This is a genomic window from Stenotrophomonas sp. YJH_SMC_21, from assembly GCF_059369555.1.
On record NZ_JCAFSU010000006.1, the window covers coordinates 74,746 to 100,053 of the forward strand.

Here is a 25,308-nt window from a genome sequence, read left to right on the forward strand (position 1 = left end):
CTGCGGCGATACCGACCTGGACTGCTACGGGGTTGCACATGGGGTCTTGGTTACTCGGACGAAGGGTGTCTTGGCGAAGCCGTAGGCGGACTCGACGCCGCTCTCGCGGAAGCCAAGCCAGCCGAGCCATCGCCGCGTGGTGACGGCGTGGACATCGACGAAGTTGAAGATGGTGCCGAAGGTGGCCGACCACTCGTCGCTGATCCGCCGAGCTTCTCGGAGGAACGTGCGGCAGAACGTGGGAGCCACCAGGGCGTCGGTGCCCAGCAGCCAAACCGAGGCGATACCCTCGGCGTGCTGGCTGAAGCCGAAGATGCACACGGGGGAACCGTCGTGCATCGCGGCGAAACTGCGGTCGCTCGCGGTCACTGCAAATGCGAGCGCCTGGAGCGGGGTGTGACCATGCGAAGCCGCCACCTCCAGGATGTCCTCCTGCCGCATGTTCTCGGCGACGTGGAGGATGTCGCTGGCGGTGGGGCTTCGATAGGTCAGGGTCATACTCGGCTGCGGGAGACGAACATGCCGCGCCACTGTGCTGACTGGAACCAGCACTGGAACGGCAGGCGGTTGACGAGGTGCATGCGGACGCTGTTGGCGTCGCCCAGCACGGGGAACCGGCGAGAGCCGGAGTGGAACGTCGGGGCGCTGGTGCGGAACACCGAGTCGTTGAGGACGCGCGCGGTGTACGCACCGGAGTGCGACGCCACGTAGGTCTCGACGCGGCCATTGCCGTGCTGCTCGACCTCCAGCTCGAAGTACGCGCCATCCTTGTAGGCGACCTCGATGTCACGCACCTGCGTGCGGCCCACCAGCACGGCCTGGTTCTGCCCACCGCGAACGATGGGCTTGGTCAGGGTGAGGCGGTGCTCGTAGTCCATGCCGACGACCACGCGGCCCTCGGTGTGGTTACCGGGGAGCGCAAGGCGGGTGCGGGCGTTGTCCCAGCGCGCCTTGGTGATGTCCAGGTACGCGCCGGGGTCTTGCCAGTCGTCCGTCTTGAGGACGGTGACCGTCATGCCATCGGGCACGATGTAGGGCAGGTCGATCCAGGTCTCGTTGCCGAACTGCTGATAGGTGGGCTGCACCACCAGCATGCGGTCGAGCAGGAAGTTGTAGTCGCCCGTGGCATCCGTGTCGTGCTGGTTGAGCACCATGCGGAACTTGAGCAGCTCGCAGCCGCCGCCTGGGGCTTCCGCGACGGCGTACAGCACGTCGTTGATGGCGTGCATGTGGACGATGCGACCGACGCCGGAGATTGACCAGCGCGTCCATGCGGACTGCTGCTTCTCGTCGCCGATCCAGCGGACGAAGTAGACGTAGAGCTGCGCGTCGGTCGGCTCGTCAGGAGCGAAGAACACGCAGTCGGCACCACTTGCGCTCGCCATCGCTCGCATGCGGCCCGGCATCAGCTTGGGCACATGCGCCGTCACGTCGGCGGCGTCGCCGGTCACCGACAGGTCGTCGATGAAGTATTCGCGCACGCTGGCGTATGCGCCGCTGTCCTCGGTGAAGTACAGCGACTCGCCCATCAGCTTCGGCCGGATGTACGGCGAGCTGCTGTAGCTGTTGACCGGATCGCTCTTGACGTTCTTGGCGGCCAGGTACGGCTCGGCGGTCAGGAGGAACTGGCCGCCCGCAGCGGCAAGGAACAGGGCCGACTGGAACGGGACTGCGTGGTAGAGCGTGGTGACGCCGTTAGACCCGCTGACGCTCACGTCGATGGGGTCGGCGTCGAGCACCTGGGTCACCGAAGTGCGCCAGAGGTTGAACGGATCGGAGACCTCGGACATCAGCACGTTCTCCCCGGCCAGGAAGCCTAGGCGGTCCCGGTGCTTGAACACCTCGCGGATGCGCTGGCCGTCGATGGACGGGAACGGGTTGCTTTGCTCGTCACCCGCGAGGCGCGCGGTCCACTCCGGTCCACCGAAGGAGAACCAAAAGCCGTCCGCATGCACTGGATCGGGGATGCGCTTGAGGATGTGCGGCATCGTCTTGGCATCGAAGCGGTGCTTGATGCCCGGCCGGGCGACCTCCAGGTAGACCGAGGAGGACTGCTTCTGGACGTAGTAGTCGTCGAATTGCGATTCGGACGAGCCGATGATGTTGTAGATCGCGCCGGTCGGCACAACGGCCGAGCCTTTGTCGCCGGGCTTCGGCAGGTCGGACATCGTTTGCGCCGATCCGTACAGCGAACCGGGCGACAGCTCATCGCTCTGCTTCACGTCTACCAGCCGGTTGACGATGAAGGTGGTGTCGGAGAACGTCGCCAGCGCGAAGCACGACCACGCACGCTGTCCCTGGGTGTCCAGGTAGTTGAGCGCGTCGCCCGTGGCGTTGACGGTGTATTCCTTGCCGGTCTCGTGGTCGAACACGCGGATGCTGCGGTGACCCACGGCGACGATGTAGCGCTCGTTCTCATCGCGGACGATGGAGTGGAAGGCACAGTCGTGATCGAGGGTGACGCCAAGGCCAGCAACGAACTCGGCGGGCGGGCGCTTGCCAGCGCCCATTGCGGCATGCAGCCAGGCGTTGATCGCCTTGGTGAGCTGGTTCGGCGAGCGGACGGTATCGTCCTGCTGCGACTCGCCTCCCAGGAACGAGGGATAGTCCCCCGTGATTAGCGGCATCAGCGGTCCCAAATATCAGACACGTCCGTCGAGCCACTGAGGAAGTTGTGGCCGCGGGCGTAGGTGAAGTCGGCGTGCTCCTGCGCGAAGATGAGGTATGCCTCCTCCTCGTGCTTCTCGGTGAACACGTAGAGCTGGTCGCTACCCAGCACGCTCGTCTGGAACAGACGCGCAGCGCGCACGGCGATGTAGCGGCGGGCCGACTCGGGCAGCTCCTCGTAGGCGAGGAACCAGGTCACGAAGTCGGCGGTGGGGGCCGACGAGAACGTGTCGGCGAGGGTGAGCGGGTTGATGAGGCGCGTGCCTCGGATCACCAGCGGCTCGCTTCCGCGTGCGGGGACGAGCTTGAGGATCGACTGCGGCGGCAGCACCTTGCCTTCCGCGTTGAGCGTGAAGGTGAACGACTCGCTGGTGTTGAACCACCAGCCAGCGGTTTGGACCTCGCGGCTCACCGCGCGGAGGGTGTCGCGCGCCTGCGAGGCGTACAGGTTGCCGAGCGCTTCGAGGTCGCTGATCGGCGCTTCGCCGATAGCACCGAGCAGCACATTGACGGCTTCGAGTTCCGTGGTCGGAGTGAGTTCGAGGTTCATGGATTCGGGGCAAAAAAACGGGGGACACCCATGTGGATGTCCCCCGTAGATGGAGAGAGATTGAAGCGCCGCGGGATTTGCCCAACGGCGCGGTATTGCTTACGGGGCCTTCGACAGCTCGATGGCACCGCGCGGAGCCAGGATGCCGTGACCCAGCGCGTACTTCGCCAGCATCAGGGTGCCCTGCTTCTCGCCCTGGTACACGTCCTCCAGGGACAGGTCCAGCAGCTTGAGGGTGCCGACCGCCGAGCGGTGGAAGATCACGCCCACGGTGTCCGCGAAGTTGCCGCGGTACTTGGCCGGGATCGAGGCCAGGGCCGACTCATCGACACGCGGCATCGCGTTGATCTTCACCAGCGGGATGCGGGCGACCGAGGAAATGATCGCCTGGCCGTAGGAGCCGTTCGATTCCGCGTTGATGTCGCGGTCGATCAAGTCCTTGTTCTCGGTCAGCAGATACCACTGAGCCGGGGCCAGTGCGCCAGTGAACTCCTGCGGGTTGTCCGGCAGCAGCTTCTCGTCGAACAGCATGCGGGCGTTGCGGAACGCATCGGCCAGCACGGTCGGATCGGAGGCCATCGTGGCGGCCTTGATGATGGCACCACCCGGCTGGCCTTCGACCTTGCCTTCGGTGGTACGAGCGGCCAGGATCGCGCAGCGCAGCTCGTTCTGCATGCGCTTGAGCGCCAGCTCCGCACCCTGCTGACGGGTGTACTCGGAACGCACGTCGTAGTGGTTCATCGCCTCGTCGATGTTGGCGATGAAGGCGTGCGAGATCAGCATCGGATCGAGGGTGATGATGGTCTCGTTGTGCTCGACCACCAGGCCCTTGATCTCGGTGCCCGGCACATGGTACTCGGAGCCGATGGTGCCGACGTTCGGGAACGAGGCGGACTTGCCGCTCTCGATGTTGCGCACCGACACGCGGCCGTCCAGCTTGTAGTTCTCGACGAAGCTGGTGATGGTTTCAGCAGTGTAGTTCTGCTTGAACAGCGTCCAGGCGTCGCCGTTGGCCTGGGCTTGACCCAGGCGGGAGGGGATTGCGTCCGACATTTAGTCCTTGCTTGAGGTTGAGTGGATTACTTGAACAGCGGCGACACGGCCAGGCGGGCGGAGACTTCCGCGCGGTAAGCCGGATCACGGTGGTAGCGCACATCGCGCATCGCTTCGACGACCTGCGCCTGCGACTGGAACGGCTTGGGGCCTGCATCGGCGTTCGATGCGGTCTTGCCATTCAGAAGGCGGCCGTTGCCGCCACGGAGGGCGACGAGGCCCTGGACTGCCAGCGCTGCGCGGCCGGCGTCGCCGGACTGCACCGCTTCGTTGAACGCCCGCTTCTGCTCGGCGCTCAGGTTGGTCTTAGCCCACTGGACCAGGCCGTCGTAACCGGCCTTGCCACCTGCGGGCGAGTAGACGGCGTTCTCGTAGGTCTGCACGCGAGCGCGCAGGCCATCGACGTACACGTCCACCAGCTCCTTCGGATAGCCCGCGTCCTGGAGCTTCTTGTAGCTCTCCTCGGACAGCGAGCCGTTCGAGTTGAACTCGGTGGCGAAGTCGTCCAGGTTCAGGCCAGCCCGCGCCAAGGCGTCACGCGCGTCATCCGCGGTGGCGTCGTCGATGGTCGCGGGGCCGCCCTTGCCACCCTTGTCGTCGGCTGGCGTGCTCAGTTGTGCGTAGGCGGCTTCCAGCTCCTCCACGGTCTTGTACTTGCCGCCGAACAGGCGCTCGCCATCGGTGCCACCCTGCGCGCCCGGTGCGGGCTGCTGGGTGTCCTGGGAGTTCTGCGGCGGCTGCTGACCTGGGGTCGGCTGGCCGTTGATGCCGTCAAGGCTGACGGTCACTTCGGACTTGCCCGGCTGCGACATTACTTGTCCTCGGGCTTGTAGTTGACGATGACCAGGCCGTTCGTCTTGCGGGTGATCTCGGCCTTGCCCTTACGCTCGACGCTCGGAGCCTTCGGGGCTTCCTTGGTCGGCTTGGCGAGCTTCTCGGTGGTTTCGTTCGACATTGCGTCCTTCTCGGGGTTACGGGGTTTGGGTCATCGCTGAGGCGATATTCGGAGCGGCACGGACCATCGCCTCCTGCGCCGAGGCGTCCTGCTGCTCGGCAGCAAGCTCGTCGTCGGAGCGGATCAGGCCCTTGGTGGAAATGTCGGAAGCGGCGGCCAGTCGGGAGATCGCCTCGCCACTGTTGAGGCGGCGCGCCTTCTCCTCTGCGCCGACAAGCGCATCCACTGCCTGACCGAACTCGATCAGCTTGTTCAGGTCGTGGCCGCGGCCGAGGGCGGCGATGCCAACGGTGATGCGCGGCTTGATGAGTTCCTGCGGCAGCTCGGGCAGGCGACCCTGCTTCTGGAGCTTGTGCAGGCGGCGGCGGATCAGCGGCAGCAAGAGCTGCTCGCCCGACATCGCCATGAAGCCGCTGAGGGCGTCGTCGAGTTCCTGGGTGAGCACCCGGATTTCGTAGGCGGTCACGCGCTCGCCGGGGCGCTGCACGGCGGACTTCACGCCGAAGATCAGCTCCAGCGAGTTCGCCAGCCCTTCGGCCTCCTGACGCACGAAGTTCAGGTCGTAGGCTTTCTGGAGCTGGAGCGTGGTCACGTCGCTGGCCTCGCCACGCAGCACCGCGCCGGACTCGGCCTCGGTGAGCTGGCGCTCGCGGATCGTCGAGGTCGGCTTGAGGAACATGATGATCTTCGCCAGCGCGGCGGCACCCTTACGGATCGCCTTGCGCAGCGCCTCCAGCGACTCGAACGCGCCCACGTAGTCGTAGACCAAGCCCTCGCCGTAGTCGTCCACGAGGGACGGCGGCGCGCACAGGGGAATCCACGGGCAGGCGTCGATGGGGTAGGTGCCCACGGTCTCGGGGACTTCGACGCCCTCGACCTCCTGGACCACTTCCCACTCCTTGCCATCTTCCGAGCGACGCACCCAGGTGTAGAGGTTCACGTCGTCGTTCTTGGTCTTTTCGTCGCGTTCCTGGGCGAGCTTCTGCATCACCGCCGCGCGGATCGAGTCCGGCAGCATGGCCGGGGCGATCTTGTCGAGCGTGATGATCTCCAGCACGTTGCCCAGGCCGTCGCGGTCGGTCACGTAGGAGGTCAGCGGATACAGCTTAGGCTTGCCCTCGTCGGGGTCGTAGAGCAGGAAATTGCCGAGGACGATGGCGTGCTTGGCCGCCTCGCTGAGGACCGGGCGGACGCCGCTGGTCTCCAGGTCGTTGACGATGACCCGCTCCACGTCCACCAGCGCGGCCTCCAGTTCGGAGGTCTCCACGCCAGCCTGCTCGGCGATGTTCTCGGCGACTGCCTGGTCAGGCGCGAGCTTGAACACCGAGGCGTTCGGCGGGAGCCAGGCCAGCACGATCTTCGAGGCCAGGGCGTTGACGCACTTCGGGCCGGTGTCGATGTAGGCGGAACCGGGGGTACGCGATTTCGCGCCCTCGTCCACCCACAGGCGGGGCAGGGTAACCTTGGCGCAGCGCTTGGCGCGCGTCTCGGCTTCTTTGCGGTTGGACTTGAGATCGCCGTAGCGCTTCGCGGCCGTCTGCTTCTCGGCCGAGGTCTGCTTGGCGTCAGCCATTCGGAATGGTCAGTCCTTGGTACTGCGTTGCGTTGTTCAGGTCCAGTCGGACCTTGGACTTACGCCGCTGATCGGCCGCGTGGCCGGTCGGCTGGGTGTCCTGGCGGGTCAGCAGGATCGGGTCTTTCTCCTGCTGGTCCGGCATGTTGGGCTTGCTGCACATGATTAGCGGGCGCGGTGCTCCATCTGCTCGACCTTCCGCAGCGCCTTTAGCCGGAGGATCAGGCGGCGCTCGCCCTGCCGGAGCAGGAACTCCTCCTTCGGCTTGGCGGGGTCGTAGATCACTTCGGGGTGCAGTTCGTCCAGGAGGTCGATCAGGTCGTAGGAGTGCAGAGGGATTTGCATAGAACTCCTGGGTTATGAATAGGTGGGGAAACTGTCGTTTCCCCCGATGATGACCACTAAACCCTTAGAGTCGGGCCAGCGATTCCGCGACCATCCGCAGGCGGTGGATCGGGCCGTTGTTGTCGATCACGGTGTCGATCAGGTCGCCGTGGACGCCTGCCTCGGAGGCATGCGCCGAGACCGGGGCCGCGCTGTCGCGGAGCACCTGGACCACCTGGCCGCCCCACTCACGGATGAACTGCGCCTCGTTGTCGAAGCGAACGTCCGACACCACGACGCCAGCAGCGCCGTCGCGGCGGGCCTGACGGATCTTCTGCGCGACCACCTTGACCCACAGGTCGCGGTCGATCATTTCACGGCCCCACTCGGTGCCCACGGTCTGCATCAGGCGGCGCGGGGTCTGCCCGTTGAGCCAGTCGAGCGGCTCCTCCTTGAGCGGGCCGTCCTCCATCGCGGACACCGGCAGGCCGGTGATGTCCGCCACGAAGGCGCGGATCGGGGCCGCGAAGGACAGCTTCACGAAGCCGTGGTCGCTGACCAGGAACTCGGCCAGGGTGTCTTTGCCGCTGCGGGCGCGGCCGGTGATTCCGATGATCTTCATGGGGACTCCAAAAGAGAAACCCGGCCTTAGCCGGGTACAATTCGTGTTCGTTATGGAAGGAGACAGGTATGGCGAGTTCTACGCCGAGTAACACAAACGGAGCGGAAATCTCTGAGCTTGCACAGAAGCTCTATGGCCTACAGGAGGCGATGGATGCGCTCGTGGCATCAGGGCAAGCACAAGGAATTCAGCGAGAGCGCTACGATGCGGCCAAGCAGCTCATCACAGATAAGCTCACTGAGTTCAGCTGCACGTATGAAACGTTGACTACGCCGAAGGCGATCCAGCTTTGGGTTTTCAATAGCCGAGAACCCGTAAGTCGGAATCCGTCAGAGATTGCACACTGGAAGCAGTTCTACGTGGACGAGTTGCGGTAAGCAGGATCAGGTGGCTTGGTTGTCGTCAGGCGAAACACCGGGCGATCAGCCAAGCCGCGCCAGCAACGCCGACAGCGGCCGGCCACAGCTTGACGCTGCCAGCCGAGCGGTACAGGGTGCGTTCGAGGGTGTTGAGGCTGCGCCACCACAGCCAGGCAGCGCCGTAGGCGACGAAGGCGAACAGCACGGCCAGCACGGCGACGATGGTGATGAACAGGATCAGGGTTTCCACAGCTTCACTTCCTTGGTCTTGGGGTTGTAGTCGCCGTAGCGCAGGATTCGCGCGAGGCGTGCTTGGCGGATCGCATCGTGCTTCGACAGCGGCTCGGTGCCGCCGCGGGGGATGCGGGTGGTGTAGGTGGTGACGACGGTGTTCCACAGCGCGCCGAGGTGCTCCTCGACGGACGCATCGCGGTACGCCTCGTGGATGGGCATGAGCAGCTCGTCCGCGCCCTTGTGGCCGATGCCGGGGAAGCCGGGGTAGTTATCCACCTGGTCGCCCGTGAGCACCTGCTTCATCCAGAACAGGTCAGCGTCGTGAGCCGAGATCGGCCGGACGCCCACGTCGGGACGGTTGGGGTTGTAGAGACGGATGCCGGGGATCGTCTGCATGTCCTTGTCGATGGACACGACGATGCGGCTGCCTGGCGCGCGCTTCGGATTCGGGTGCGAGGCCAGCAGCCCCAGCACGTCGTCACCTTCCAGGTTCTCGATCTCCACGATCTTGTCGCCGAACTCGTCGTAGACGAACTCGTCGAGCACGTACCACAGGGCAGGCTTGTCCTTGCTGGCACGGTTGAGCTTGTAGGTTGGGTCGATGTCCTTGCGGAAGTTGTGCTTCTTGCAGGACAGGGCCAGCAGGTAATCACGCGCGCCGAACTTCTCGACGATCTCGTCGATGTAGTCCTCCAGCTTCGCCTTCGCGCGCTCGGGCTGGATCGCTTCGACCTTGTTGCCGTCGCCGTTCCAGTCGATGTTCGCGGTGTTCGAGAACGCGAGCTGGTAGCGCAGCACATCGGCGTCGATCAGTAGCAGGGGGCCGCGCTTGTTCATGCGTCCACCCACTGCCATCCCAGGAACGCCAGCGCGAACCAGCGGTGCAGCCAGTTCGGACGCTCCCGGACCTGCACGAAGAAGTTGCCGCCAATGACCCAGGAACCGGCCGCCTGCGGTGGCCGATAGGTGACGTAGGAAGTCATGGCCGCTTCTCCGGGTAGCGCTCATACCACGCCTGTAGCTCGGCGGCGTAGCGCTTCATTCCGGCCTGGTACTCCGGGCCGTCGCCGAGCGGGTACTCGTGCTCGTCGCACACGAAGTCGGTGGTCGGGATGGTGTACGGAATCTGCGTGCAGGAGTTCCCCGTACACATCGACTGCCACATGATGATGTAGGAGTTCTCGCTGTGCCCTTTCAGGCACGAGCCATAGTCCGCACTCGGCGGCCAGGGCTTCATATCGCACGCAGCGAGGCCAGCACACAGCGCCAGGATCAGGAGAGCGCGCTTCATACCATGCTCTCGTGTACGGCGACCCAGCACTTCTCGCTAACGCGGCGGATGAAGTAGGTCGCGGTGCTCCACTCCACGGGGCGCAGCATGCGCTCGGTGCAGCACGGGCACTTGGCGTTGTAGGCATGAACCTCGGGCTGGTGTTCGAGCACAGCCACGCGGTAGGTGGTACACGGATCGATCACGCGGACATCGCCGTCAGCGGGGCCGCCAATGAAATGCACGCGAAGCCGGTTCTCGTTCATCGGTTCGATTCCTTGAGGACTTCCAGGGCGCTCGCCTTGTCGGCGTTGCAACGCTGGAGGCCGTCCTCGGCGTTGCCGCCGAAGCGGTAGAGGTCGTAGGTGGTGGTGGTCGGGTCAGCCATCACGGCGTCGAGTGAGGAGTGCGTGCCCTCAATGACGGTCGGCTGGAGGAACTGCTCCGGCACGACTTTCGAGGTGCGCGCGGCGCAGCTCGTCAGGAATGCGGCGAGACAGGTAATCGCCAGTTTCCGGGTCAGCATTTGCTGCAATCTCCACAGAGCGGTTGGTGGTGGCGCGGGCGTTCCGCAGCGCTGCATCGAAGGCAGAGCGGCGCACGGCTTCGCGGTTGAGGGTCTCGACGGTCTGCTTGAGGTCGGCCAGTTCCTTTGCCGACTCCTCCAGCTCCGTCACGCGCTGGGCCATTGCGGTGTACTTCCAGGCTGCGAAGCCGCCTGCCGCGAGCGCGGCAACGACCAGCAGCGCCGCGAGGGCGCGCAGGATGTTGGTTGGGTTCATCGGTTCTCTTGGACGTAACAGGCGACTCGCAGAAGCTCCGAGGGAGTCGCGTCGGACTTGATCTGATTCGCGCGTGCGGAGATCACGCGCACGTTGCCCCGGACGTAGCCGAGGTCAGGTTCGATGCGGTCGAGCGTGGGTGAGTTGGGGCCTTGGGCCTTGCGCCCGACAGCGCGGTACAGCGGGATGCCCAGTGCCGGGCAGAAGTCGGGGACCACGATGTCGTCCGACGTGAGGTCGAACGGCAGTCCCTTCCTAGCTGCCCGGCGTTTCGCTTGGCGCACCAGGGCGAGTGCAATGTCCCGCTTGCCGCGGGTCAGTGCGTCTCGGCCCAATTCCTTCCGATCTTGAACTCGCCATCGAGCGGACAGCGGAAGCCGAAGTAATCGCCAGCCTTGCGGATGGCAGCCTGGGCGGTCTTGCCCACGAACTCGGCCTTGTCCTCGTCCACTTCGATTTGCCACTCGTCATGGACGTTGGCGAGGAACTCGTAGTGGACGCCCGGCACCAACCCTGCGGCTTGCAGGTCGGCGTCGAGGATCACCAGGGCTTTCTTCATCACCAGCGCACCGGCCGACTGGAGCAGGGTATTGAGCGCGGCGTGGTCGCTGCGGATGTGCAGCTTCCGGCCGTCGAGACCGATCAGGTATCCCTTCTCGGCCGCGCGCTTCTTGACCCCGCGTACCAGCTTCTCCAGCGCAGGCAGCCCGGCCAGGAACTTCGAGCGGAGCTTCGCCCCGGCCTGGCGACCCTTGCCAACGATGGAGCCGAGCTTCGCGTCGCCTGCCCCATAGAGGAAGGCGTAGATGAAGGTCTTGGCGTTGTCGCGGGTTGGCAGTCCTGCCGCCGATTGGTTGACGGAGTGGATGTCGCCTTCGAGGATGACCTTGGCGTACTCGCCGCCGTCGTGCTTTGCCATGAAGTGCGCCAGGCAGCGCAGCTCCAATCCCGAGGCGTCCGCGCCGACCTGGAGCTTCCCTGTTGGGACGCAGAACAACGAGCGGCACTCGAATCCGTAGCCGCCTTCCTGGCCCTTGAGGATTCCCTTCTCCTTCGAGTGCTGGACCTTCGGCACCTGAGCGATGTTCGGCTTCGAGTGCGTCATGCGGCCGGTCACCGCTGCGTTCTGATTCACGCTGCCGTGGATGCGGCCGTCCTTCTTGATGGCCTTGAGCCACGCCTCGTCGCCTTCGGCGAGCTGGCCGAGGCGCTTGTTGACGATGAAGTGCTCCAGCAGGAGCGGGATGATCGGGAACTTGAGCGCGCCCAGGACTTCTTCGTCGATCTTCGGCTGGCCCTTCTCGGTGAACTCCTGGGGCTGCCAGCCGTACATTGCAGTCAAGCGGTCAGCAATGTGCTGGCGGCTTGCCGGGTTGAACACCACGTCCTTGTAGGTCGTGACCTCCACGCCCTTGACGTAACCGCGGCGCTTGTCGTCGCGCTTCGGTACGAACTTGCGCTTCACCACCTTCCACGGCGGAATGACCTTGCGCAGCTCGGCCTCCAGCGCAGTGCGCCGGGACACGAGGATGCACTCCAGCTCACGCGCCTTCTCCTGATCGAACAGGTAGCCGTAGCGCTGCTGACGCGAGAGGATCGGCGCGACGGCCTGCTCCAGCTCGATGGCCTCGGTAGGGAGGCCCTTGCTCATCAGCAACGCGAACAGCGCTTGCGTGACCGCAACGTCCTGGTCGCAGTAGTCGTCCATTTCCTGAGACCACTGTGCCCAGGGATCGAGGCCGCGTGCGGCCATCTGCGCCGCGTAGTCGCCTTTCCAGCGACCGAGGCGGTAGCCCCACGCTTCGAGGGCGTGGCGGCCGATCAGCTTGCCCGGCAACACCGGGTTCGCTCCCTGCTTCTTGCGGGCCTTGAAGTCGCGGTCCTTGAGGTCCGGGTAGACCAGCGTGGACATCAGCAACGTGTCGAAGTACGCCTGGACCTTGAAGTCCGGGAACACCTTGGCGATAGCCGGAATGTCGAATCCGGCGATGTTGTGGCCGACAACGCGCTTGGCCTTCTTGAGCCTCTCGACGGCCTGACGGACTGTCATTTCGCCCGTGCCGTGATCGTTGGCGGACAGGATGGGACCGCGCGGTGCGCCGGTCTCATCTACCTCTTGGAGGGAAATGCAGTGGATCGTGTCAAGTTCGTCGAGGAGGCCATTGGTCTCGCAGTCGAATACGAGGATCAACGGCGGTCCTCCTTACGGGTAGCCGTGGTTGGTTACGGGGATTGCGCGGACGCGGCGGCGGGCGCGGAGGATGTACTCCGGCTCGGGGGCCTTCGGCGGCGTGTGGACGCCCTGCGGCGCGTGGCCGGGGAAGTCGTCGTCCTCGAACAGTTCGTCCTGCTCGGGCTGGTCGGGATGCAGCGTGTAGCCGTAATCCTCGACGTAGTGCGTGATGCGGCGGATGGTGCGCTCGGTGCCGTTGTTGTTCAGCACGAACAGCAGCTTCTCCGATGCGTCGGCAACCGCGCCTTCGAGGGATACGACCACCACCTCGTCGGTGCTGGGTTCGTAGATGGCGACGTGGGCGCAGCACCGCAGATCGAACCGGGCGCAGTGCTCGTGCGGCGTACCGAACTCGAAGCCGATCAGGCTCACGAGGTGACCCTCGGGCGAGCGGAAGTTGCGGATGCCGTTCGGAGCGGCCTCGCTGGTCCAGTCGTTACGGCCGCTCAGGTACGCGGCCACGTAGGTGTAGCTCGCCAGTGACACGAAGAAGCAGTCGATGTCCTTGATTTCGGTCCCGTCGTAGAACGCGCGCAGGCTTCCGCCACCCAGGATCACCAGGTGGCGGACTTCGGCCGGCAACACGTCGAACAGGGACCGAGCGTGTTGCTCGGCAGTCATGGTTGGTCCCTTAGCGGATCAGGTTGGTGAAGCGCTCGGCGACGCGCAGGGCGCGCTCGGCTTCTTCCTCGTGCTCGTCGGCCTGCGAGTGCAGGACATCGGCCTTGTCGCGCAGCGTCGATGCGGTGGCGATGCGGTCGGCGCTGATCTTGAACAGCTTGTCCACCTGGCCCTCCAGCACCTTCACCACGTCGGTCACGGTGTCCTTGCGGAACGGAGCGGTCAGCAGGTCGATTGCGATGGCGACGATCTCTTTCATTGGGGTAGTTCCTCGGCTTTGATGTGGATGACCACGCGCCGCCCAGGCTTGCCGTACATGACACGGCAGGCTTGGTCGGAGCGCGGGAGTTGGTAGGGGAGAACGAGGCTCTCAGCGAAGGAGAGCGGCGCATCAGCTGGGATGAAGCCGACGACCGAGCGGCCGTCAGTAGTCGGAGGTGGATACATCGGATGACTCGTCGGCGAAGTCGCCGTATTCGCCCGGAGCATCTGCATTGAGCAGGCGGCCGGATGCGTGGTCGTAGCTGTAGTAGAGAACCTGGCCGTTCGACTGGCCGGTGAAGCGATCCTTTAGGACGCGGAAGGTCGTGCAGTTGCGCTCGGCCTCGTTCTCGGCCTGCGTGTTGCGCTCCAGGCCGAACGCGAAGTGCGTCCAGAAGCCAATCGCGCGGCTGCCCTTGAAGTGGCGGAGCATCACGCGCCCGCCTTCCTCGTGTGGCTTGCCTTCCGGCGTGGCGAGGTGCGAGACCAGGTAGATGCAGATGAGGTGGCGCTGCGCGAACTGCGCGATCTTCGCCATCGTGTCCTCCAGCATCTTCCGCTCGTCCTCGGCACCGGCCGCAAACGACGTGAGGTTGTCGAGGACGATGTGCTTGACGCCCTCGGCGACGACCATGTGGGCCATCTTGGCTTCGATCACGTCCCACTCGGACGAGCCGAAGTGGTCGTAGATGAACACCTGGCCCTTGTCGAGAATCTCGAACGCGGCTTCCAGCTCCTCCTGCGTCCAGCTCCCATCGGGGACGTGGAAGCGGCGGCCAGCAACCTTGCCTGCCATGCGCTTCGCCGTCTCGACCGGCTGCTGCTCCAGGAAGAACAGGCCAACGCGGTCGCCGGTTTCCTGCGCGATGAAGGCTGCTTCCTCCATCAGCCAGTCGGTCTTGCCGATGCCGGTGCCCGCGCCGAAGGTGTAGACCTCGCCGTACCGCTTGCCGTAGGTCAGCGCGGTGAGGCGCGGGTCGTGCCAAGGCATGCCCATCGAGACCGGCTTGAGTGCCTTCTCCTTGAGGGAGCCGAACGTCACCACTCCATCGGGGCGCTTGGTCTGCGCTTCGTAGATGGCGCGGGTGATCGCCTCGGCATCGCCACGCTGGAGCAGCTCGTTCGGGTCTTTCGCCGGGAGCTGTGCGATCTTGGCCTTGCCGGGAGTCAGCAGCAGCGCCACTTCCTGCGCGGCGGCTTGGCCCGGTTCGTCCATGTCGAACATGAGCACAACCTCGTCGAAGCCGTTGACCCACTCCAGCTCGCGCTTGATGGACTTGGCCGCGCCTTGCGCTCCGTTCGGAACGGACACCACCGGCCAGCGGAGGCCGAGTGCCTGCGCCACGGAGAGCGCGTCGATCTCGCCTTCGGTGATGACGAGGCGTCGCCCCGGTTCGTAGAGGTGCTGGCCGAACAGCCCGCACGCCTTCGAGTCGCCGATGAATGAGAACTTCTTGTCGGGGTAGCGGAGCTTCTGCGCGACGATGCCGCCATCGCGCTTGTAGTTGGCGATCTGCACGGTCTTGCCGTGCTTGTCCTTGCCGATCCAGTAGCCGTACTTACGGCATGCTTCCTCAGTGATACCGCGCTTCGCCAGGGCTTGCGGTTCACCCTTCGCAAAGTCGCTCATGGTTTTCCTGCTGGTGGGTTGAGAGACCTCCTCGCCTTCGGCTGGCTCGTAGTGACCGCAGCCGAAGCAGTAGCCGTGCCCGTCGCTGTAGCGCGCAAGGTTGTCCTTGCTGCCGCAGTTCGGGCACGGCTCTTTGTGGAGGTATTCGGAGTCAGCGCTTTGCACGCTCCACGGACCACATGCGCTTGCGGTAGGAAATGCCGAGGCGACGATTCAGCGCACCCTTGACGGTGCGGCCCAGGCCGCGGAACGGCTTGTCGGCGCGCGCCCATGCGCGCTCGAAAGCCAGGCGCATCGCGGACGGAATGACGGTGGTAGCGGTGTTGGTCATGCGTTCTTCTCCAGCAGGAACTTGGTGAATGCGGCGACTTCTTCGGTCGCATCGTTGGCGTCGAGGCCCAGCTCGTCGGTGCAGTAGTTGCGATACAGCTGGAGCAGCGCATCGACGCGGTACTGCTTCGGAGCGCGGCGCGCTTCCAGGAGCGGAGCCTTGCTGCGGCGCTGACGGCGCGACAGGCGATAGCGCGTGTACCGCTGCCCCGAGGCGTCCTCGCAGGTCTGCGTTTCGATCTCGAAGCCAGCAGCGCGCAGCTCATCGACGCGCGAGGCGAGGCGGCGGATGCGGTAGACGCCTTCGGCCTGCCACGAGGTCAGGTGCGAGTGGCGACGCAGGTGATCCAGGACGACCTGGGTTTGCGGGGGCAGCGGTTTCACGTTGGGTTCTCCTATCGAGGGAAGTCAGGTGCCCACACGACGGGCTTGCCGTAGGCGGCGAGCAGGCGTCGCAGCGCGGCGTGTTGGGCTTCGGTGAAGTTGTCCTCGGGCTGCATGGCGTCGTTGACGCCGCCCAGGAGGCAGACTTGGTATGCGGATTGGTTGTGCTTACCGGCGAGAGCGCCGGGCTGATTCAGCGGGCGACCGTCGTAGATCGAGCCGTCACGTTCGATGACGAAGTGGACGGCGATCTTCGAGTAGCCCTGCGAGCGGTGCAGGCGTGCGAGTTCTTCGCCGGTCGTGACCTGCTCGGGGCGGGTCATGCTGGCGAGGACGAACAGCGCCTCTACCGATTCCAGAGGTTTGAGGCGCACTTAGAGTTTGTAGAGGTGGACTTCGGTGCGTGGTTCTTCGTCCGGCTGCGCCCAGCGCTTACCGGAGAGCAGCCACATGACTTGCTTGTCGTCGGCCCAATAGCCGGTGGCTTTGGTCACAACGTCCATCGGCCCCTTGGCGAGGTTGTCCACGTCGCCCTTGGGAAACGCGGCCTTCGAGGTCTTGGCGCGTTTGCATACCGCGATGATGACCACTAAAACCGGATCGGTCGGCGACAGGTCCAGATCACCGGCTGGCAGATGCTTCTCTGCGGCTTCCTTCCAGGTCTTGTAGGTCTTGCCGTAGTAGACGCCCCAGCGCGAAACCTTCGGGCGCGAGGCGGGCACCGGGTCAAACGGGAACGTGAGGGAGGCCAAATGCTTGGCCCCCCTCGCGGTGTTCACGATGACCGACAGCGGATCAGTAGTCGCCGTCATCGCCCTCGTCGTCGGAGTCGCTGTCGTCGTCCGAGTCGTCATCGCTGTCGCTGAACGGCGCGCTGTCGGCGGCCTCGTAGCCGTCCTCCTCGCCGAAGCCGTAGTCCTTGGCGTTGCGCTGGCCGAACTCGACCAGCTCGATCACCTGGACGGCGACCATGTAGCAGGTCAGGTAGAACTTCTTGGCCGATTCGACGAACGAGCCGCCGATCTCGTAGGAGACCTTGAGTTCGCTGCCGCCGCCGATCTGCGGCGGGTTGTCGATCTTCTTGCCGCGGGCGTCGAAGATGTCCGGGCGCATGGTGAACTTCTTGCCGGTGCGCTTGCTGACGCCGCTGGCCTTCATCTTGAACTTCACCAGCACGCGGCCGGTGTCATCGCCGTTCTCGTCGGTTTCTTCGGTGAACACCGGGGCCACTTCGGCACCCTTCTTCTTCTTCGGGTTCTCGCTCAGGAACTCCTGGAACAGCTCGTCGCGCCGGGTTTCCAGCTTCTTCGCCAGCGCCTTGAAGTCCTTGTCGTTCGGGTCGAACGCCAGGCTCACGGTGTATTCGCCTTCCGGCTTGAACTTGGTGTCCGGTTCGTTCAGGCGCGGCCACACGGCGGTGCCCTTGGGGGAGACGAATCGTTCGCGCTTCTTGGTTGCCATCAGTTGTCGGTCTCGTAGTTGGTCGGGAGATAGATGCCCGCGCGCCACAGGTCAGCGGCGGCGGTCAACGGGGTGTCGGCGGAAATGCCGAAGGCTTCGTCGATGTCGAAGCCGATGAGCGCCTCGTCGATGAAGGCGTCGGTGATCGGGTCACGCATCACGGGTAGTGCGGTTTCAGCTCGCGCTCCGCGTAGCGGCGCACGGCGTTGAGGGTGTTGACCTGCCGGTAGCGGCAGTCCTGCTCCATGCGCGAGACGACCCGCAGCACTTCCATCGGATCGAGGCCGAGCACTTCGCAGAAGTTCTTGAAGGCGCACGCCAAGCCGATCACCTGATCGGCCGGGTGGCCGAGGGACTGCACGCTGTCGATCACTACGAAAGCGCCGCGTGCGGCGCTCTCGGCAGAACGTGAGTGCAGTCCGTCGATGACGCGATCACGCACCTGCGTGCAGCTCCGTCATGCGGTGCTTGAACTCCTCGACCGTGCCGTGTTCGGCCGGGTTGTAGATGCCGAGGACCACACCGAAGTGGTCCTGGGCAACGTAGGTGTTCAGTGCGTGCTGGTAGTTGATGCTCATGTTGATGTTCTCGCTTGGGGTATCAATTGCCAAAGGGGGATGGACTAGGCAAAGAAATAGCGCGACTCCAGCACCAGGCTGAGGTCCAGGTCGCCATGCGGCGGGAGGGGTGGGAGTTTCTCTGCCGCTTCTGGCGGGAGCTGCTCGACGAGTTGCTGTCGGAAGTCGGCCAGTACGTCGCCGCTGTATTGATCGACGAACGCCTGCCGGAGTGCGGCGGCGAGGATTGCTGCCTGGCCCGCGTGCGTACCGTAGGAGTCGTGGATCATGGCGAACGACTCGATGCCGTTCTCTGCCGCGAGGCAGGTGGTCAGCATCATGTGGCTGGCGTCGCAGGAGTGGACGAAGTTCGGACTGATCCCGAGGGTCTGCCTGCGACGGTCGAGCTTAGTACCGCCGATGTTGACCACTAAATTCACCTCGCGGCCTCCGACGTGCGGCCGGATGCGGACGCCTTCCTCCTCGCGGTACTCCTGGAGGACCGGGAAGCCAGCGGGGGTCGTCCAGCTCACCGGCAGGTCGGCCGACGAGGCGACCTTGGAGGCGTCACGCAGCCAGTCCATCGCCGCGCGGGCTGCGATCACGACCTCGCCGATGCACTCCCACAGCAGGGTCGCCAGGTACTCGGCGGTCTCCCAATCGTCCTCCATGCCCAGCTTCTTGAACTTGGAGAGCACCTGGGCGCGCATGCCCGACTTCGTGACGCCGTAGGGCAGCGTCATCACCGGCTGCTTCACGATGTCGCGGGTGAGCTGGCCGTCCAGCTTGATCGCCAGCGGGTCGCCGCTCTCGGCACGGGCGCGCAGCTTCTCCTGGGCCACGTCTTTCACGCGCGAATAGATGTCGGCGGGCTTCGGCTGCGGGATCAGGTTGGTGGCTGCACCGCCCACGGAGTCGCGGAGCATGGCCGAGAAGTTCTGGAGGCCGTTACAGGAGCCGTCGAGCGCGATGGGCAGATGGGAGACGTGATCGCGGCCGTTGAGGCTGTAGCCGAGCCACTCGAAGCACGCTGCCAGCGCGCAGAACGGGCTGTCGGCGTCCATCCAGAAGCGTTGGCCGTCCAGCGGATCGAGGGCGCTGTCGAGAATCTGCTCCTCGTGCTCGCGCACCCAGGCCACGCGCTCCTCGAACGACACCTTGTCCACGCCGAAGCAGTTGGCGACGTGGATGGCGAGCCAGTAGGCACCGTCCTCGCCGAGCGGCACGCCTTGGGCGAACGTCAGCAGGCCCTTGGCCGCATCATCACCCTGCGGGGTCAGCGTCGGGGGCAGGGGGTAGCACCGGCCGCGGAAGTCGAGGTTGTGAGGGAAGTAGATCGCGGGGTACTCGGCGAACTTCTCCGCCAAGGCGATCTTCTGCGCGGCGGCGAGGCGGGTGGACACGCTGCGCGCGTTGGCCTCGTAGACCTTGGCGCGGTCGCGCTTCCATTCCTTGAACTCGTCGGCGTGGTGCTCCTTGAAGTAGTCCGGGTCGGTCTCCAGCAGGGCAGGGCGGCTCGGCAGGTCCATCAGTTCACGCTCCGGCAGCCCGGCGACACCGCCGCCTGCGTTCCACAGCTCGCGCATGACCTCTAGGACGGGCACGTTCACCTTCCAGGCGGTTGCCTGGATGGCGTTGAGGGCCTGGTAGACGTTGGGCATATCGACCAGCGCCAGCTCGCGCTTGTAGGCGCGGTTGCGGGTACGCACGAGGTCAGCCCGGCCGCCGATGTCGGTCAGGTAGCCGCCGTCGCGGGGCGTGGTCCACGGACGGGGCGGGACGACCATCGGCATCAGCACCGGCTGGTACAGGGCGGCGCTGTCGTGGGCCTTGGTCAGCCAGTCGAGCACCTTCTGATTCCCGGCGATGAGCAGGTGGCGCTTGCCGCGCTCGGCGACGGTGACCAGCTCGACCAGCCCGGTCGCCTCGACGAACAGCTCGATGAGCTTCATGCCCACCAGCAGCGCGTCCTTGTCGGACAGGTAGAGGCGCTTGTCGTCCTCGGGGGCGAACTCGGCGTCGGCGATGACGTGCCGCATGACGGCGGTGGAGTGCCGGGCCGAGGTGGACTTCTTGAGCTGCTCCTGGACGACCCGGTACAGGCCGGGGTGCTTCTCGCGGAGCAGGGAGAAGTTGATCTCGTTGGCGACCTCGTGGCCCAGGGTGATCGCCACGGACACCGCCTTGCGGTGATCGGCGACCAGCGCGTTGACGCAGGTGAAGCTGGTCAGATAGGCGAGGGCGTGGGGGTTCAGGTGGCGGATGAATTTGAGGGCGGCGTGGCGCTTGCCCGGCTTGCCGGTGTCGGCTTCGGCCACGAACGCCATGATCGCGGCGGCGGTGGCGTCGATGCTCTCCATGACCAGCTTGCGGCCGGGGCCGGTCTCGGCCTCCTGGCGCTGCTCCCTGATCTTCTCGTAGCGGGCAATGCCCAGGCTGGTGCTTTCCTTCTCCAGTTCGAGCTGGGCGGCGTGCAGGTCGTTCTCTTGCCAAGTCGTCATCGTTTGCCCTCGGGGGATGCAAAAGTCAAAACGGGAGGACCGCACCGGGGGCTGCCCGGTACGGTCCTGAGTGGTTCGGTTGTTGGTCCTGGGTGGACCTATGTGGAACTGTAGTAGTCCTCGGTGGTGAACAGCAATGAGTAGTTCTGAATGGTTGTCCTAGGAGGAGGTCCGCCGAAGATGACCACTTTATTCGGCGTCACCTGGTGTCACCTGTCGCGGCACCCGGCGTCACCTATATGTCACCCGAAGCGTCACCTGATAGACTGGAACGCTGTAAGTAGTTGAGTGGTCAGCACTAATCGGCAGGGGCTTCGGGATTTAGGTTCCAGTGCCGCAAGGCGTGGGGGTTCGAGTCCCCCCTTTCGCACCAGCCGAGGTGCGTCCATGGCCGGCCAGCCACTCCCCCTGCAATGCCACTGGCAGATGCCGCATCTGCCCAAGTGTTGGCCAGCGGTCTTCACATAGTCGTTATACTTGTTGACCGCATCGCGTGGCCGGATTTGCTGCGCTTACAACAAGGAAGGGGGGATTCATGAAGAAGTTTCTGAAGTGGGCGATCATCGTGATCGTGGTCCTGTTCGTGGGCCTGATGGCACTCGGCATGCTGGTCGACGCCAACAAGACGCCTGAGCAGCGTGCAGCCGAGACCGCTGCGCGTGAGCAGCAGCGTACCGAAGCCGCAGCCGCCAGGGAGCAGGCCAAGGCCGACGCTGCGGCATCGAAGGAGCGCGCCAAGGCCGAGGCCGAGCAGAAGAAGCTCGACGAAGAGCGTGCCGCGCTCGACGCGCTGCCGCAGGTGACTGTTGCCGAGCTGGCCAAGGCCTACGAGGAGAACACCGTTGCCGCCGACCAGAAGTTCAAGGGCAAGCGCTACCGCGTTTCCGGCACGGTGGACTCGATCAACACCGATCTGATGGGCGACCCCTACGTGAGCCTGCGCGCGGGCCTGTTCATCGAGCCGCAGTTCTCGTTCAGCCAGGCTCACCTGGAGGTCATCGGCACCCTGAAGAAGGGTCAGACCGTGAATCTGGTCTGCACCGGTCGTGGTGATGTCGGCAAGACGCCGATGTCCAAGGATTGCCAGGTCCTCTGACCGCGACGCTGTCCCGTACTGGAAAAGGGCGCCATTGGCGCCCTTTTTTTGATGTGTGTGGCCCACCATGGGGCGTGCCTGAACGCGGGGCGGGCTCGCCGGGCACGGGCGGAGGGTCTGCCGGGAGCCAGGTTCAACCCCCCTTGACCGGCACGCGCTGGCAGTGCAGGCCGAATTGGGCGAAACTAAAGGGCTGCGGCAAGCAGGCGCGTCCCAGACGTCGTGTCCTTACAACCGTTTCATCCCAATCATCGAGCCGGGGGCCTGGGCCACCGGTGGCAGGAGTCAACATGCAAGCTTCGATCGAATCCACCGGCAACCTGGAACGCCGCCTGAGCTTCTCGCTGCCGGAAGAGCGTCTGCAGAGCCACATCGTCGGCCGCCTGGGCGAAATCGCCCGTACCACCCGCATCAAGGGCTTCCGCCCGGGCAAGGTGCCGGCCAAGGTGATCGAGCAGCGCTTCGGCGCGCAGGTCCGTGGCGAGGCGCTGGACGGCCTGCTGCGCGAAACCTTCGACGCGGCCGTGCGCGAGCACGACCTGCGCATCGTCGGCAGCCCGCGCATCGACAAGGGCGACGAGGGTGAATTCTCCTTCGTGGCCACCGTGGAAGTGGTGCCGGACTTCGGCGACATCGACGTCAGCAAGCTGACTGTCGTGCGCCACAGCGCCGAAATCACCGACGCCGACATCGACCAGATGATCGAGAACCTGCAGAACCAGCGTCGTACCTGGGCCCCGGTCAGCCGTGGCGCGCAGGACGGTGACCTGGTGGCGGTGGAAACCTGGTCGCAGGCCGGCGAAGAGCGCCTGCCGGCCGAAGGCACCGAGAAGGGTTCGATCGTGCTCGGCCAGGGCATGATGTTCGAAACCATCGAAAAGGGCCTGGTCGGCCTGGCCAAGGGTGAAGAGAAGACCCTGGACGTCGAGTTCCCGGCTGACTGGCGCGTGCCGGTGCTGGCCGGCAAGACCGTGCAGGTCACCGTCAAGGTTGCTGAAGTCTCCGAGCCGGTCGTGCCGGCGGTCGACGAAGCCTTCATCAAGAGCTTCGGCGTGAAGGGCGGCGATGTGGAGCAGTTCCGCAGCGACATCCGCGCCAACCTGGAGCGCGAGCTGAAGGGCGCCCTGATGAACCGCCTGCGCCGCGAAGTCGGCGAGCAGCTGATCGCCGCCTACGCCTCGGTGGAAATGCCGCCGCGCCTGGTTGAGAACGAAGCCCGTGCCATGCTGGCCCAGCAGGTCGAGCAGATCCGCCGCAACGGCCAGAACGTCGGCGAGATCCCGGCCGATGCCCACGAAGGCTTCAAGGAAGCGGCCGCCAAGCGCGTGCTGGTCGGCCTGCTGGTCGGTGAAGTGGCCCGCATCAACGACCTGCGCCTGGAAGCCAAGCGCCTGAACGAAACGATGCGTCTGATCGCTTCGACCTACGAAGAGCCGGAGCAGGTCATTGAGATGTACCGCAACGACCCCCAGCTGATGTCTGGCCTGCAGAACCGTGTGATGGAAGAGCAGGTGATCGACTGGATCGCCGAGCGTGCCCAGCACACCGAAGAGAAGCTGTCGTTCCAGGACGCGATCCGCCAGTAAGCCCGGGCGGATCACCGGATGCCCCGCGCCTTTGCCGGCGCGGGGTTGTTGCCCCCCAAGATAGGTACCTCACGTAATGGACAACCGAACCAAAGCCCTGAACCTGGTTCCGATGGTGGTCGAGCAGACCAGCCGCGGCGAGCGTGCCTACGACATCTATTCGCGCCTGTTGAAGGAGCGCCTGATCTTCCTCGTGGGCCCGATCGACGATCACATGGCCAACGTGGTGGTGGCGCAGTTGCTGTTCCTGGAGTCGGAAAACCCGGAAAAGGACATCAACATCTACATCAACTCGCCGGGTGGCGTGGTCACCGCCGGCATGGCGATCTACGACACCATGCAGTACATCAAGCCGAATGTGAGCACTACCTGCATCGGCCAGGCTGCCTCGATGGGTGCCCTGCTGCTGGCCGCGGGCGAAGCCGGCAAGCGCTATGCGCTGCCGAACTCGCGCGTGATGATCCACCAGCCGCTGGGTGGCTACCAGGGCCAGGCCACCGACATCGACATCCACGCGCGTGAGATCCTGACCCTGCGTTCGCGCCTGAACGAGGTGCTGGCCAAGCACACCGGCCAGTCGCTGGAGACGATCGCCCGCGACACCGAGCGCGACAACTTCAAGAGCGCCTTCGAGGCGCAGGCCTACGGTCTGGTCGACCAGGTCCTGGAGCGTCGTCCGGATGAGTCGATCCAGGCCGGTTGACCGGCCTTCACGGGGCCATGGAGGCCTCGTTCCTGCAGGGTCGGGCGGGACTGGTGTCCCCTCGGCCCTGTGCTATTCTCGAATCGAACCCCCGTTCAGCGGGTGGGGTAACTGGGTAAGCGAAGCATGAGCGAAGACCGCCAAGGTCGTTCCACGGACACCGGCAAGATCCTCTACTGCTCTTTCTGCGGCAAGAGCCAGCATGAAGTGCGCAAGCTGATTGCGGGTCCGAGCGTGTTCATCTGTGATGAATGCGTGGAGCTGTGCAACGACATCATCCGCGAGGAGCTTGAGGAAAAGGCGCAGTCGGCGCGCAGTTCGCTGCCGAAGCCGCGCGAGATCCTCGAGGTGCTCGACCAGTACGTGATCGGCCAGAACCGCGCCAAGCGCACCCTGGCCGTGGCCGTGTACAACCACTACAAGCGCATCGAGAGCCGGCAGAAGAACGATGACGTCGAACTGGCGAAGTCGAACATCCTGCTGGTCGGCCCGACCGGTTCGGGCAAGACCCTGCTGGCCGAGACCCTGGCCCGCCTGCTCAACGTGCCGTTCACCATGGCCGACGCCACCACGCTGACCGAAGCCGGTTACGTGGGCGAGGACGTGGAGAACATCATCCAGAAGCTGCTGCAGAAGTGCGACTACGACGTCGAGAAGGCGCAGCAGGGCATCGTCTACATCGATGAAATCGACAAGATCTCGCGCAAGAGCGAGAACCCGTCGATCACCCGCGATGTGTCCGGCGAAGGCGTGCAGCAGGCCCTGCTGAAGCTGATCGAAGGCACCGTGGCCAGCGTTCCGCCGCAGGGCGGCCGCAAGCACCCGCAGCAGGAATTCCTGCAGGTGGACACCAAGAACATCCTGTTCATCTGCGGCGGCGCGTTCGCCGGGCTGGACAAGGTGATCCAGGCCCGTTCCACCGACGTCGGCAGCATCGGCTTCGGCGCCAAGGTGAAGAGCAGCGAGCGCAAGCAGGAAGTGGGCAAGGTGCTGGCCGAAGTCGAGCCGGAAGACCTGATCAAGTTCGGCTTGATTCCCGAGTTCGTCGGCCGCCTGCCGGTGGTGGCGACCCTGGAGGAGCTGGACGAGCCGGCCCTGATCAAGATCCTGACCGAGCCGAAGAACGCCATCACCAAGCAGTTCAAGAAGCTGTTCGAGATGGAGAACGTCGAGCTGGAGTTCCGCCCGGACGCGTTGTCGGCCATTGCCCGCAAGGCGCTCAAGCGCAAGACCGGTGCCCGCGGCCTGCGCACCATCGTCGAATCGGTCCTGCTGGACACCATGTACGACCTGCCGTCGCAGGAAAACGTCAGCAAGGTGGTGGTGGACGAGTCGGTGATCGAGCACAAGTCAGAGCCGTACCTGATCTACCAGACCCCAGCGGCCCCTGAACAGAAGGCCGCAGGCGCCGAGTGATCCTTCCAGGTTGTTGATTGGAAAGGATTTTCAAGGAATGCCTTGCATCTGAAAGCCGATGGCCCCATAACGGGGCCATCGGCTTTTTTTGTCTCCGGAAGATGCCCTCCCGGAGGCGGTTTTCCCCCTTCCCTGGAGCC

General features: G+C 64.8%; 36 protein-coding genes. 5 read left to right on the forward strand and 31 right to left on the reverse strand.

Features of this window, described 5'->3' with window-relative positions; translation table 11 throughout:
• Positions 1-24 precede the first annotated feature (24 nt).
• From AC5P67_RS10520 to AC5P67_RS10565, 10 genes are all read right to left on the reverse strand, one after another.
• Positions 25-498, reverse strand: a complete 474-nt coding sequence (locus AC5P67_RS10520; RefSeq protein WP_005412400.1) for a hypothetical protein — start codon at positions 496-498, stop codon at positions 25-27.
• Complete coding sequence (locus AC5P67_RS10525) at positions 495-2,627, reverse strand: phage nozzle protein (protein ID WP_005412401.1); 2,133 nt, start codon at positions 2,625-2,627, stop codon at positions 495-497. The genes AC5P67_RS10520 and AC5P67_RS10525 overlap by 4 nt, the downstream gene beginning before the upstream one ends.
• Positions 2,627-3,217 carry a phage tail tubular protein A gene (locus tag AC5P67_RS10530; protein ID WP_005412402.1) on the reverse strand — a complete coding sequence of 197 codons (591 nt, stop codon included), beginning with the start codon at positions 3,215-3,217 and terminating at the stop codon, positions 2,627-2,629. The genes AC5P67_RS10525 and AC5P67_RS10530 overlap by 1 nt, the downstream gene beginning before the upstream one ends.
• A 99-nt stretch (positions 3,218-3,316) precedes the next feature.
• Positions 3,317-4,270 carry a major capsid protein gene (locus tag AC5P67_RS10535; protein ID WP_241889098.1) on the reverse strand — a complete coding sequence of 318 codons (954 nt, stop codon included), beginning with the start codon at positions 4,268-4,270 and terminating at the stop codon, positions 3,317-3,319.
• A 26-nt stretch (positions 4,271-4,296) separates the two neighbouring features.
• A complete protein-coding gene (locus AC5P67_RS10540; protein WP_005412404.1) occupies positions 4,297-5,082 on the reverse strand; it encodes a capsid assembly protein in 786 nt (261 codons plus the stop codon).
• The gene (locus AC5P67_RS10545; protein ID WP_241889099.1) at positions 5,082-5,225 is read right to left on the reverse strand and encodes a hypothetical protein; all 144 of its coding nucleotides are present in this window, start codon (positions 5,223-5,225) and stop codon (positions 5,082-5,084) included. Before AC5P67_RS10545 ends, AC5P67_RS10540 begins: the two co-directional genes overlap by 1 nt.
• Before the next feature lie 16 nt (positions 5,226-5,241).
• Positions 5,242-6,798 carry a portal protein gene (locus AC5P67_RS10550; RefSeq protein ID WP_005412405.1) on the reverse strand — a complete coding sequence of 519 codons (1,557 nt, stop codon included), beginning with the start codon at positions 6,796-6,798 and terminating at the stop codon, positions 5,242-5,244.
• Positions 6,791-6,943, reverse strand: a complete 153-nt coding sequence (locus tag AC5P67_RS10555) for a hypothetical protein (RefSeq protein ID WP_005412406.1) — start codon at positions 6,941-6,943, stop codon at positions 6,791-6,793. The genes AC5P67_RS10550 and AC5P67_RS10555 overlap by 8 nt, the downstream gene beginning before the upstream one ends.
• Before the next feature lie 20 nt (positions 6,944-6,963).
• Positions 6,964-7,143, reverse strand: coding sequence for a hypothetical protein (locus tag AC5P67_RS10560; RefSeq protein ID WP_005412407.1), 180 nt, complete (start codon positions 7,141-7,143; stop codon positions 6,964-6,966).
• Positions 7,144-7,207: 64 nt separating this feature from the next.
• Positions 7,208-7,744, reverse strand: coding sequence for a deoxynucleotide monophosphate kinase family protein (locus tag AC5P67_RS10565; RefSeq protein WP_004154581.1), 537 nt, complete (start codon positions 7,742-7,744; stop codon positions 7,208-7,210).
• Between the two features lie 68 nt (positions 7,745-7,812).
• Between AC5P67_RS10565 and AC5P67_RS10570 the strand changes: the two genes are divergently transcribed.
• Positions 7,813-8,121: a hypothetical protein gene (locus AC5P67_RS10570; protein WP_032961816.1), complete on the forward strand. Its 309-nt coding sequence runs from the start codon at positions 7,813-7,815 to the stop codon at positions 8,119-8,121.
• A gap of 25 nt (positions 8,122-8,146) precedes the next feature.
• On the opposite strand, the gene AC5P67_RS10575 is transcribed toward AC5P67_RS10570, so the two are convergent.
• From AC5P67_RS10575 to AC5P67_RS10675, 21 genes are all read right to left on the reverse strand, one after another.
• The gene (locus AC5P67_RS10575) at positions 8,147-8,353 is read right to left on the reverse strand and encodes a hypothetical protein (protein WP_005412408.1); all 207 of its coding nucleotides are present in this window, start codon (positions 8,351-8,353) and stop codon (positions 8,147-8,149) included.
• Positions 8,341-9,174 (reverse strand): hypothetical protein, encoded by an 834-nt coding sequence (locus tag AC5P67_RS10580; protein ID WP_004154583.1) that lies wholly within the window; start codon positions 9,172-9,174, stop codon positions 8,341-8,343. The genes AC5P67_RS10575 and AC5P67_RS10580 overlap by 13 nt, the downstream gene beginning before the upstream one ends.
• Positions 9,171-9,320: a hypothetical protein gene (locus AC5P67_RS10585; protein WP_005412410.1), complete on the reverse strand. Its 150-nt coding sequence runs from the start codon at positions 9,318-9,320 to the stop codon at positions 9,171-9,173. The genes AC5P67_RS10580 and AC5P67_RS10585 overlap by 4 nt, the downstream gene beginning before the upstream one ends.
• Positions 9,317-9,628, reverse strand: coding sequence for a hypothetical protein (locus AC5P67_RS10590; RefSeq protein ID WP_005412411.1), 312 nt, complete (start codon positions 9,626-9,628; stop codon positions 9,317-9,319). Before AC5P67_RS10590 ends, AC5P67_RS10585 begins: the two co-directional genes overlap by 4 nt.
• Positions 9,625-9,873, reverse strand: a complete 249-nt coding sequence (locus AC5P67_RS10595; RefSeq protein WP_005412412.1) for a hypothetical protein — start codon at positions 9,871-9,873, stop codon at positions 9,625-9,627. Before AC5P67_RS10595 ends, AC5P67_RS10590 begins: the two co-directional genes overlap by 4 nt.
• Positions 9,870-9,995 carry a hypothetical protein gene (locus AC5P67_RS10600; RefSeq protein ID WP_005412413.1) on the reverse strand — a complete coding sequence of 42 codons (126 nt, stop codon included), beginning with the start codon at positions 9,993-9,995 and terminating at the stop codon, positions 9,870-9,872. The genes AC5P67_RS10595 and AC5P67_RS10600 overlap by 4 nt, the downstream gene beginning before the upstream one ends.
• 28 nt (positions 9,996-10,023) lie before the next feature.
• Positions 10,024-10,389 (reverse strand): hypothetical protein, encoded by a 366-nt coding sequence (locus tag AC5P67_RS10605; protein WP_005412414.1) that lies wholly within the window; start codon positions 10,387-10,389, stop codon positions 10,024-10,026.
• Entirely contained in the window at positions 10,386-10,724 is a 339-nt protein-coding gene (locus AC5P67_RS10610) for a hypothetical protein (RefSeq protein WP_050483582.1), read from the reverse strand. The genes AC5P67_RS10605 and AC5P67_RS10610 overlap by 4 nt, the downstream gene beginning before the upstream one ends.
• On the reverse strand, positions 10,706-12,580 hold the full coding sequence (locus tag AC5P67_RS10615; RefSeq protein ID WP_049417451.1) for a DNA polymerase: 1,875 nt from the start codon (positions 12,578-12,580) through the stop codon (positions 10,706-10,708). The genes AC5P67_RS10610 and AC5P67_RS10615 overlap by 19 nt, the downstream gene beginning before the upstream one ends.
• Positions 12,581-12,592: 12 nt before the next feature.
• Entirely contained in the window at positions 12,593-13,243 is a 651-nt protein-coding gene (locus AC5P67_RS10620) for a Gabija anti-defense Gad2 family protein (RefSeq protein ID WP_005412416.1), read from the reverse strand.
• Positions 13,244-13,253: 10 nt separating this feature from the next.
• Positions 13,254-13,502 (reverse strand): hypothetical protein, encoded by a 249-nt coding sequence (locus tag AC5P67_RS10625; protein WP_005412417.1) that lies wholly within the window; start codon positions 13,500-13,502, stop codon positions 13,254-13,256.
• Between the two features lie 165 nt (positions 13,503-13,667).
• Complete coding sequence (locus tag AC5P67_RS10630; protein ID WP_005412418.1) at positions 13,668-15,134, reverse strand: toprim domain-containing protein; 1,467 nt, start codon at positions 15,132-15,134, stop codon at positions 13,668-13,670.
• A 151-nt stretch (positions 15,135-15,285) separates the two neighbouring features.
• Positions 15,286-15,465, reverse strand: a complete 180-nt coding sequence (locus AC5P67_RS10635; RefSeq protein ID WP_004154591.1) for a hypothetical protein — start codon at positions 15,463-15,465, stop codon at positions 15,286-15,288.
• Complete coding sequence (locus AC5P67_RS10640) at positions 15,462-15,848, reverse strand: helix-turn-helix domain-containing protein (RefSeq protein ID WP_004154592.1); 387 nt, start codon at positions 15,846-15,848, stop codon at positions 15,462-15,464. The genes AC5P67_RS10635 and AC5P67_RS10640 overlap by 4 nt, the downstream gene beginning before the upstream one ends.
• Before the next feature lie 11 nt (positions 15,849-15,859).
• Positions 15,860-16,222, reverse strand: coding sequence for an N-acetylmuramoyl-L-alanine amidase (locus AC5P67_RS10645; RefSeq protein ID WP_004154593.1), 363 nt, complete (start codon positions 16,220-16,222; stop codon positions 15,860-15,862).
• Positions 16,223-16,660, reverse strand: coding sequence for a RusA family crossover junction endodeoxyribonuclease (locus AC5P67_RS10650; RefSeq protein ID WP_157178715.1), 438 nt, complete (start codon positions 16,658-16,660; stop codon positions 16,223-16,225). It abuts the gene before it with no gap.
• Positions 16,644-17,309 carry a hypothetical protein gene (locus AC5P67_RS10655; protein WP_004154595.1) on the reverse strand — a complete coding sequence of 222 codons (666 nt, stop codon included), beginning with the start codon at positions 17,307-17,309 and terminating at the stop codon, positions 16,644-16,646. Before AC5P67_RS10655 ends, AC5P67_RS10650 begins: the two co-directional genes overlap by 17 nt.
• Positions 17,309-17,467: a hypothetical protein gene (locus AC5P67_RS10660; protein ID WP_154267700.1), complete on the reverse strand. Its 159-nt coding sequence runs from the start codon at positions 17,465-17,467 to the stop codon at positions 17,309-17,311. The genes AC5P67_RS10655 and AC5P67_RS10660 overlap by 1 nt, the downstream gene beginning before the upstream one ends.
• Complete coding sequence (locus tag AC5P67_RS10665) at positions 17,467-17,751, reverse strand: hypothetical protein (protein ID WP_005412421.1); 285 nt, start codon at positions 17,749-17,751, stop codon at positions 17,467-17,469. The genes AC5P67_RS10660 and AC5P67_RS10665 overlap by 1 nt, the downstream gene beginning before the upstream one ends.
• Complete coding sequence (locus AC5P67_RS10670; protein WP_005412422.1) at positions 17,744-17,887, reverse strand: hypothetical protein; 144 nt, start codon at positions 17,885-17,887, stop codon at positions 17,744-17,746. Before AC5P67_RS10670 ends, AC5P67_RS10665 begins: the two co-directional genes overlap by 8 nt.
• Before the next feature lie 44 nt (positions 17,888-17,931).
• A complete protein-coding gene (locus tag AC5P67_RS10675; RefSeq protein ID WP_005412423.1) occupies positions 17,932-20,367 on the reverse strand; it encodes a DNA-directed RNA polymerase in 2,436 nt (811 codons plus the stop codon).
• Positions 20,368-20,902: 535 nt separating this feature from the next.
• Here AC5P67_RS10675 and AC5P67_RS10680 point away from each other — a divergent pair.
• From AC5P67_RS10680 to clpX, 4 genes are all read left to right on the forward strand, one after another.
• The gene (locus tag AC5P67_RS10680) at positions 20,903-21,463 is read left to right on the forward strand and encodes an OB-fold protein (RefSeq protein ID WP_052504338.1); all 561 of its coding nucleotides are present in this window, start codon (positions 20,903-20,905) and stop codon (positions 21,461-21,463) included.
• Positions 21,464-21,753: 290 nt separating this feature from the next.
• A complete protein-coding gene (tig, locus tag AC5P67_RS10685) occupies positions 21,754-23,049 on the forward strand; it encodes a trigger factor (RefSeq protein WP_495214671.1) in 1,296 nt (431 codons plus the stop codon).
• Between the two features lie 76 nt (positions 23,050-23,125).
• On the forward strand, positions 23,126-23,752 hold the full coding sequence (clpP, locus tag AC5P67_RS10690; RefSeq protein WP_004146318.1) for an ATP-dependent Clp endopeptidase proteolytic subunit ClpP: 627 nt from the start codon (positions 23,126-23,128) through the stop codon (positions 23,750-23,752).
• A 126-nt stretch (positions 23,753-23,878) separates the two neighbouring features.
• Positions 23,879-25,168, forward strand: coding sequence for an ATP-dependent Clp protease ATP-binding subunit ClpX (clpX, locus tag AC5P67_RS10695; RefSeq protein WP_004154600.1), 1,290 nt, complete (start codon positions 23,879-23,881; stop codon positions 25,166-25,168).
• Positions 25,169-25,308: the final 140 nt, after the last annotated feature.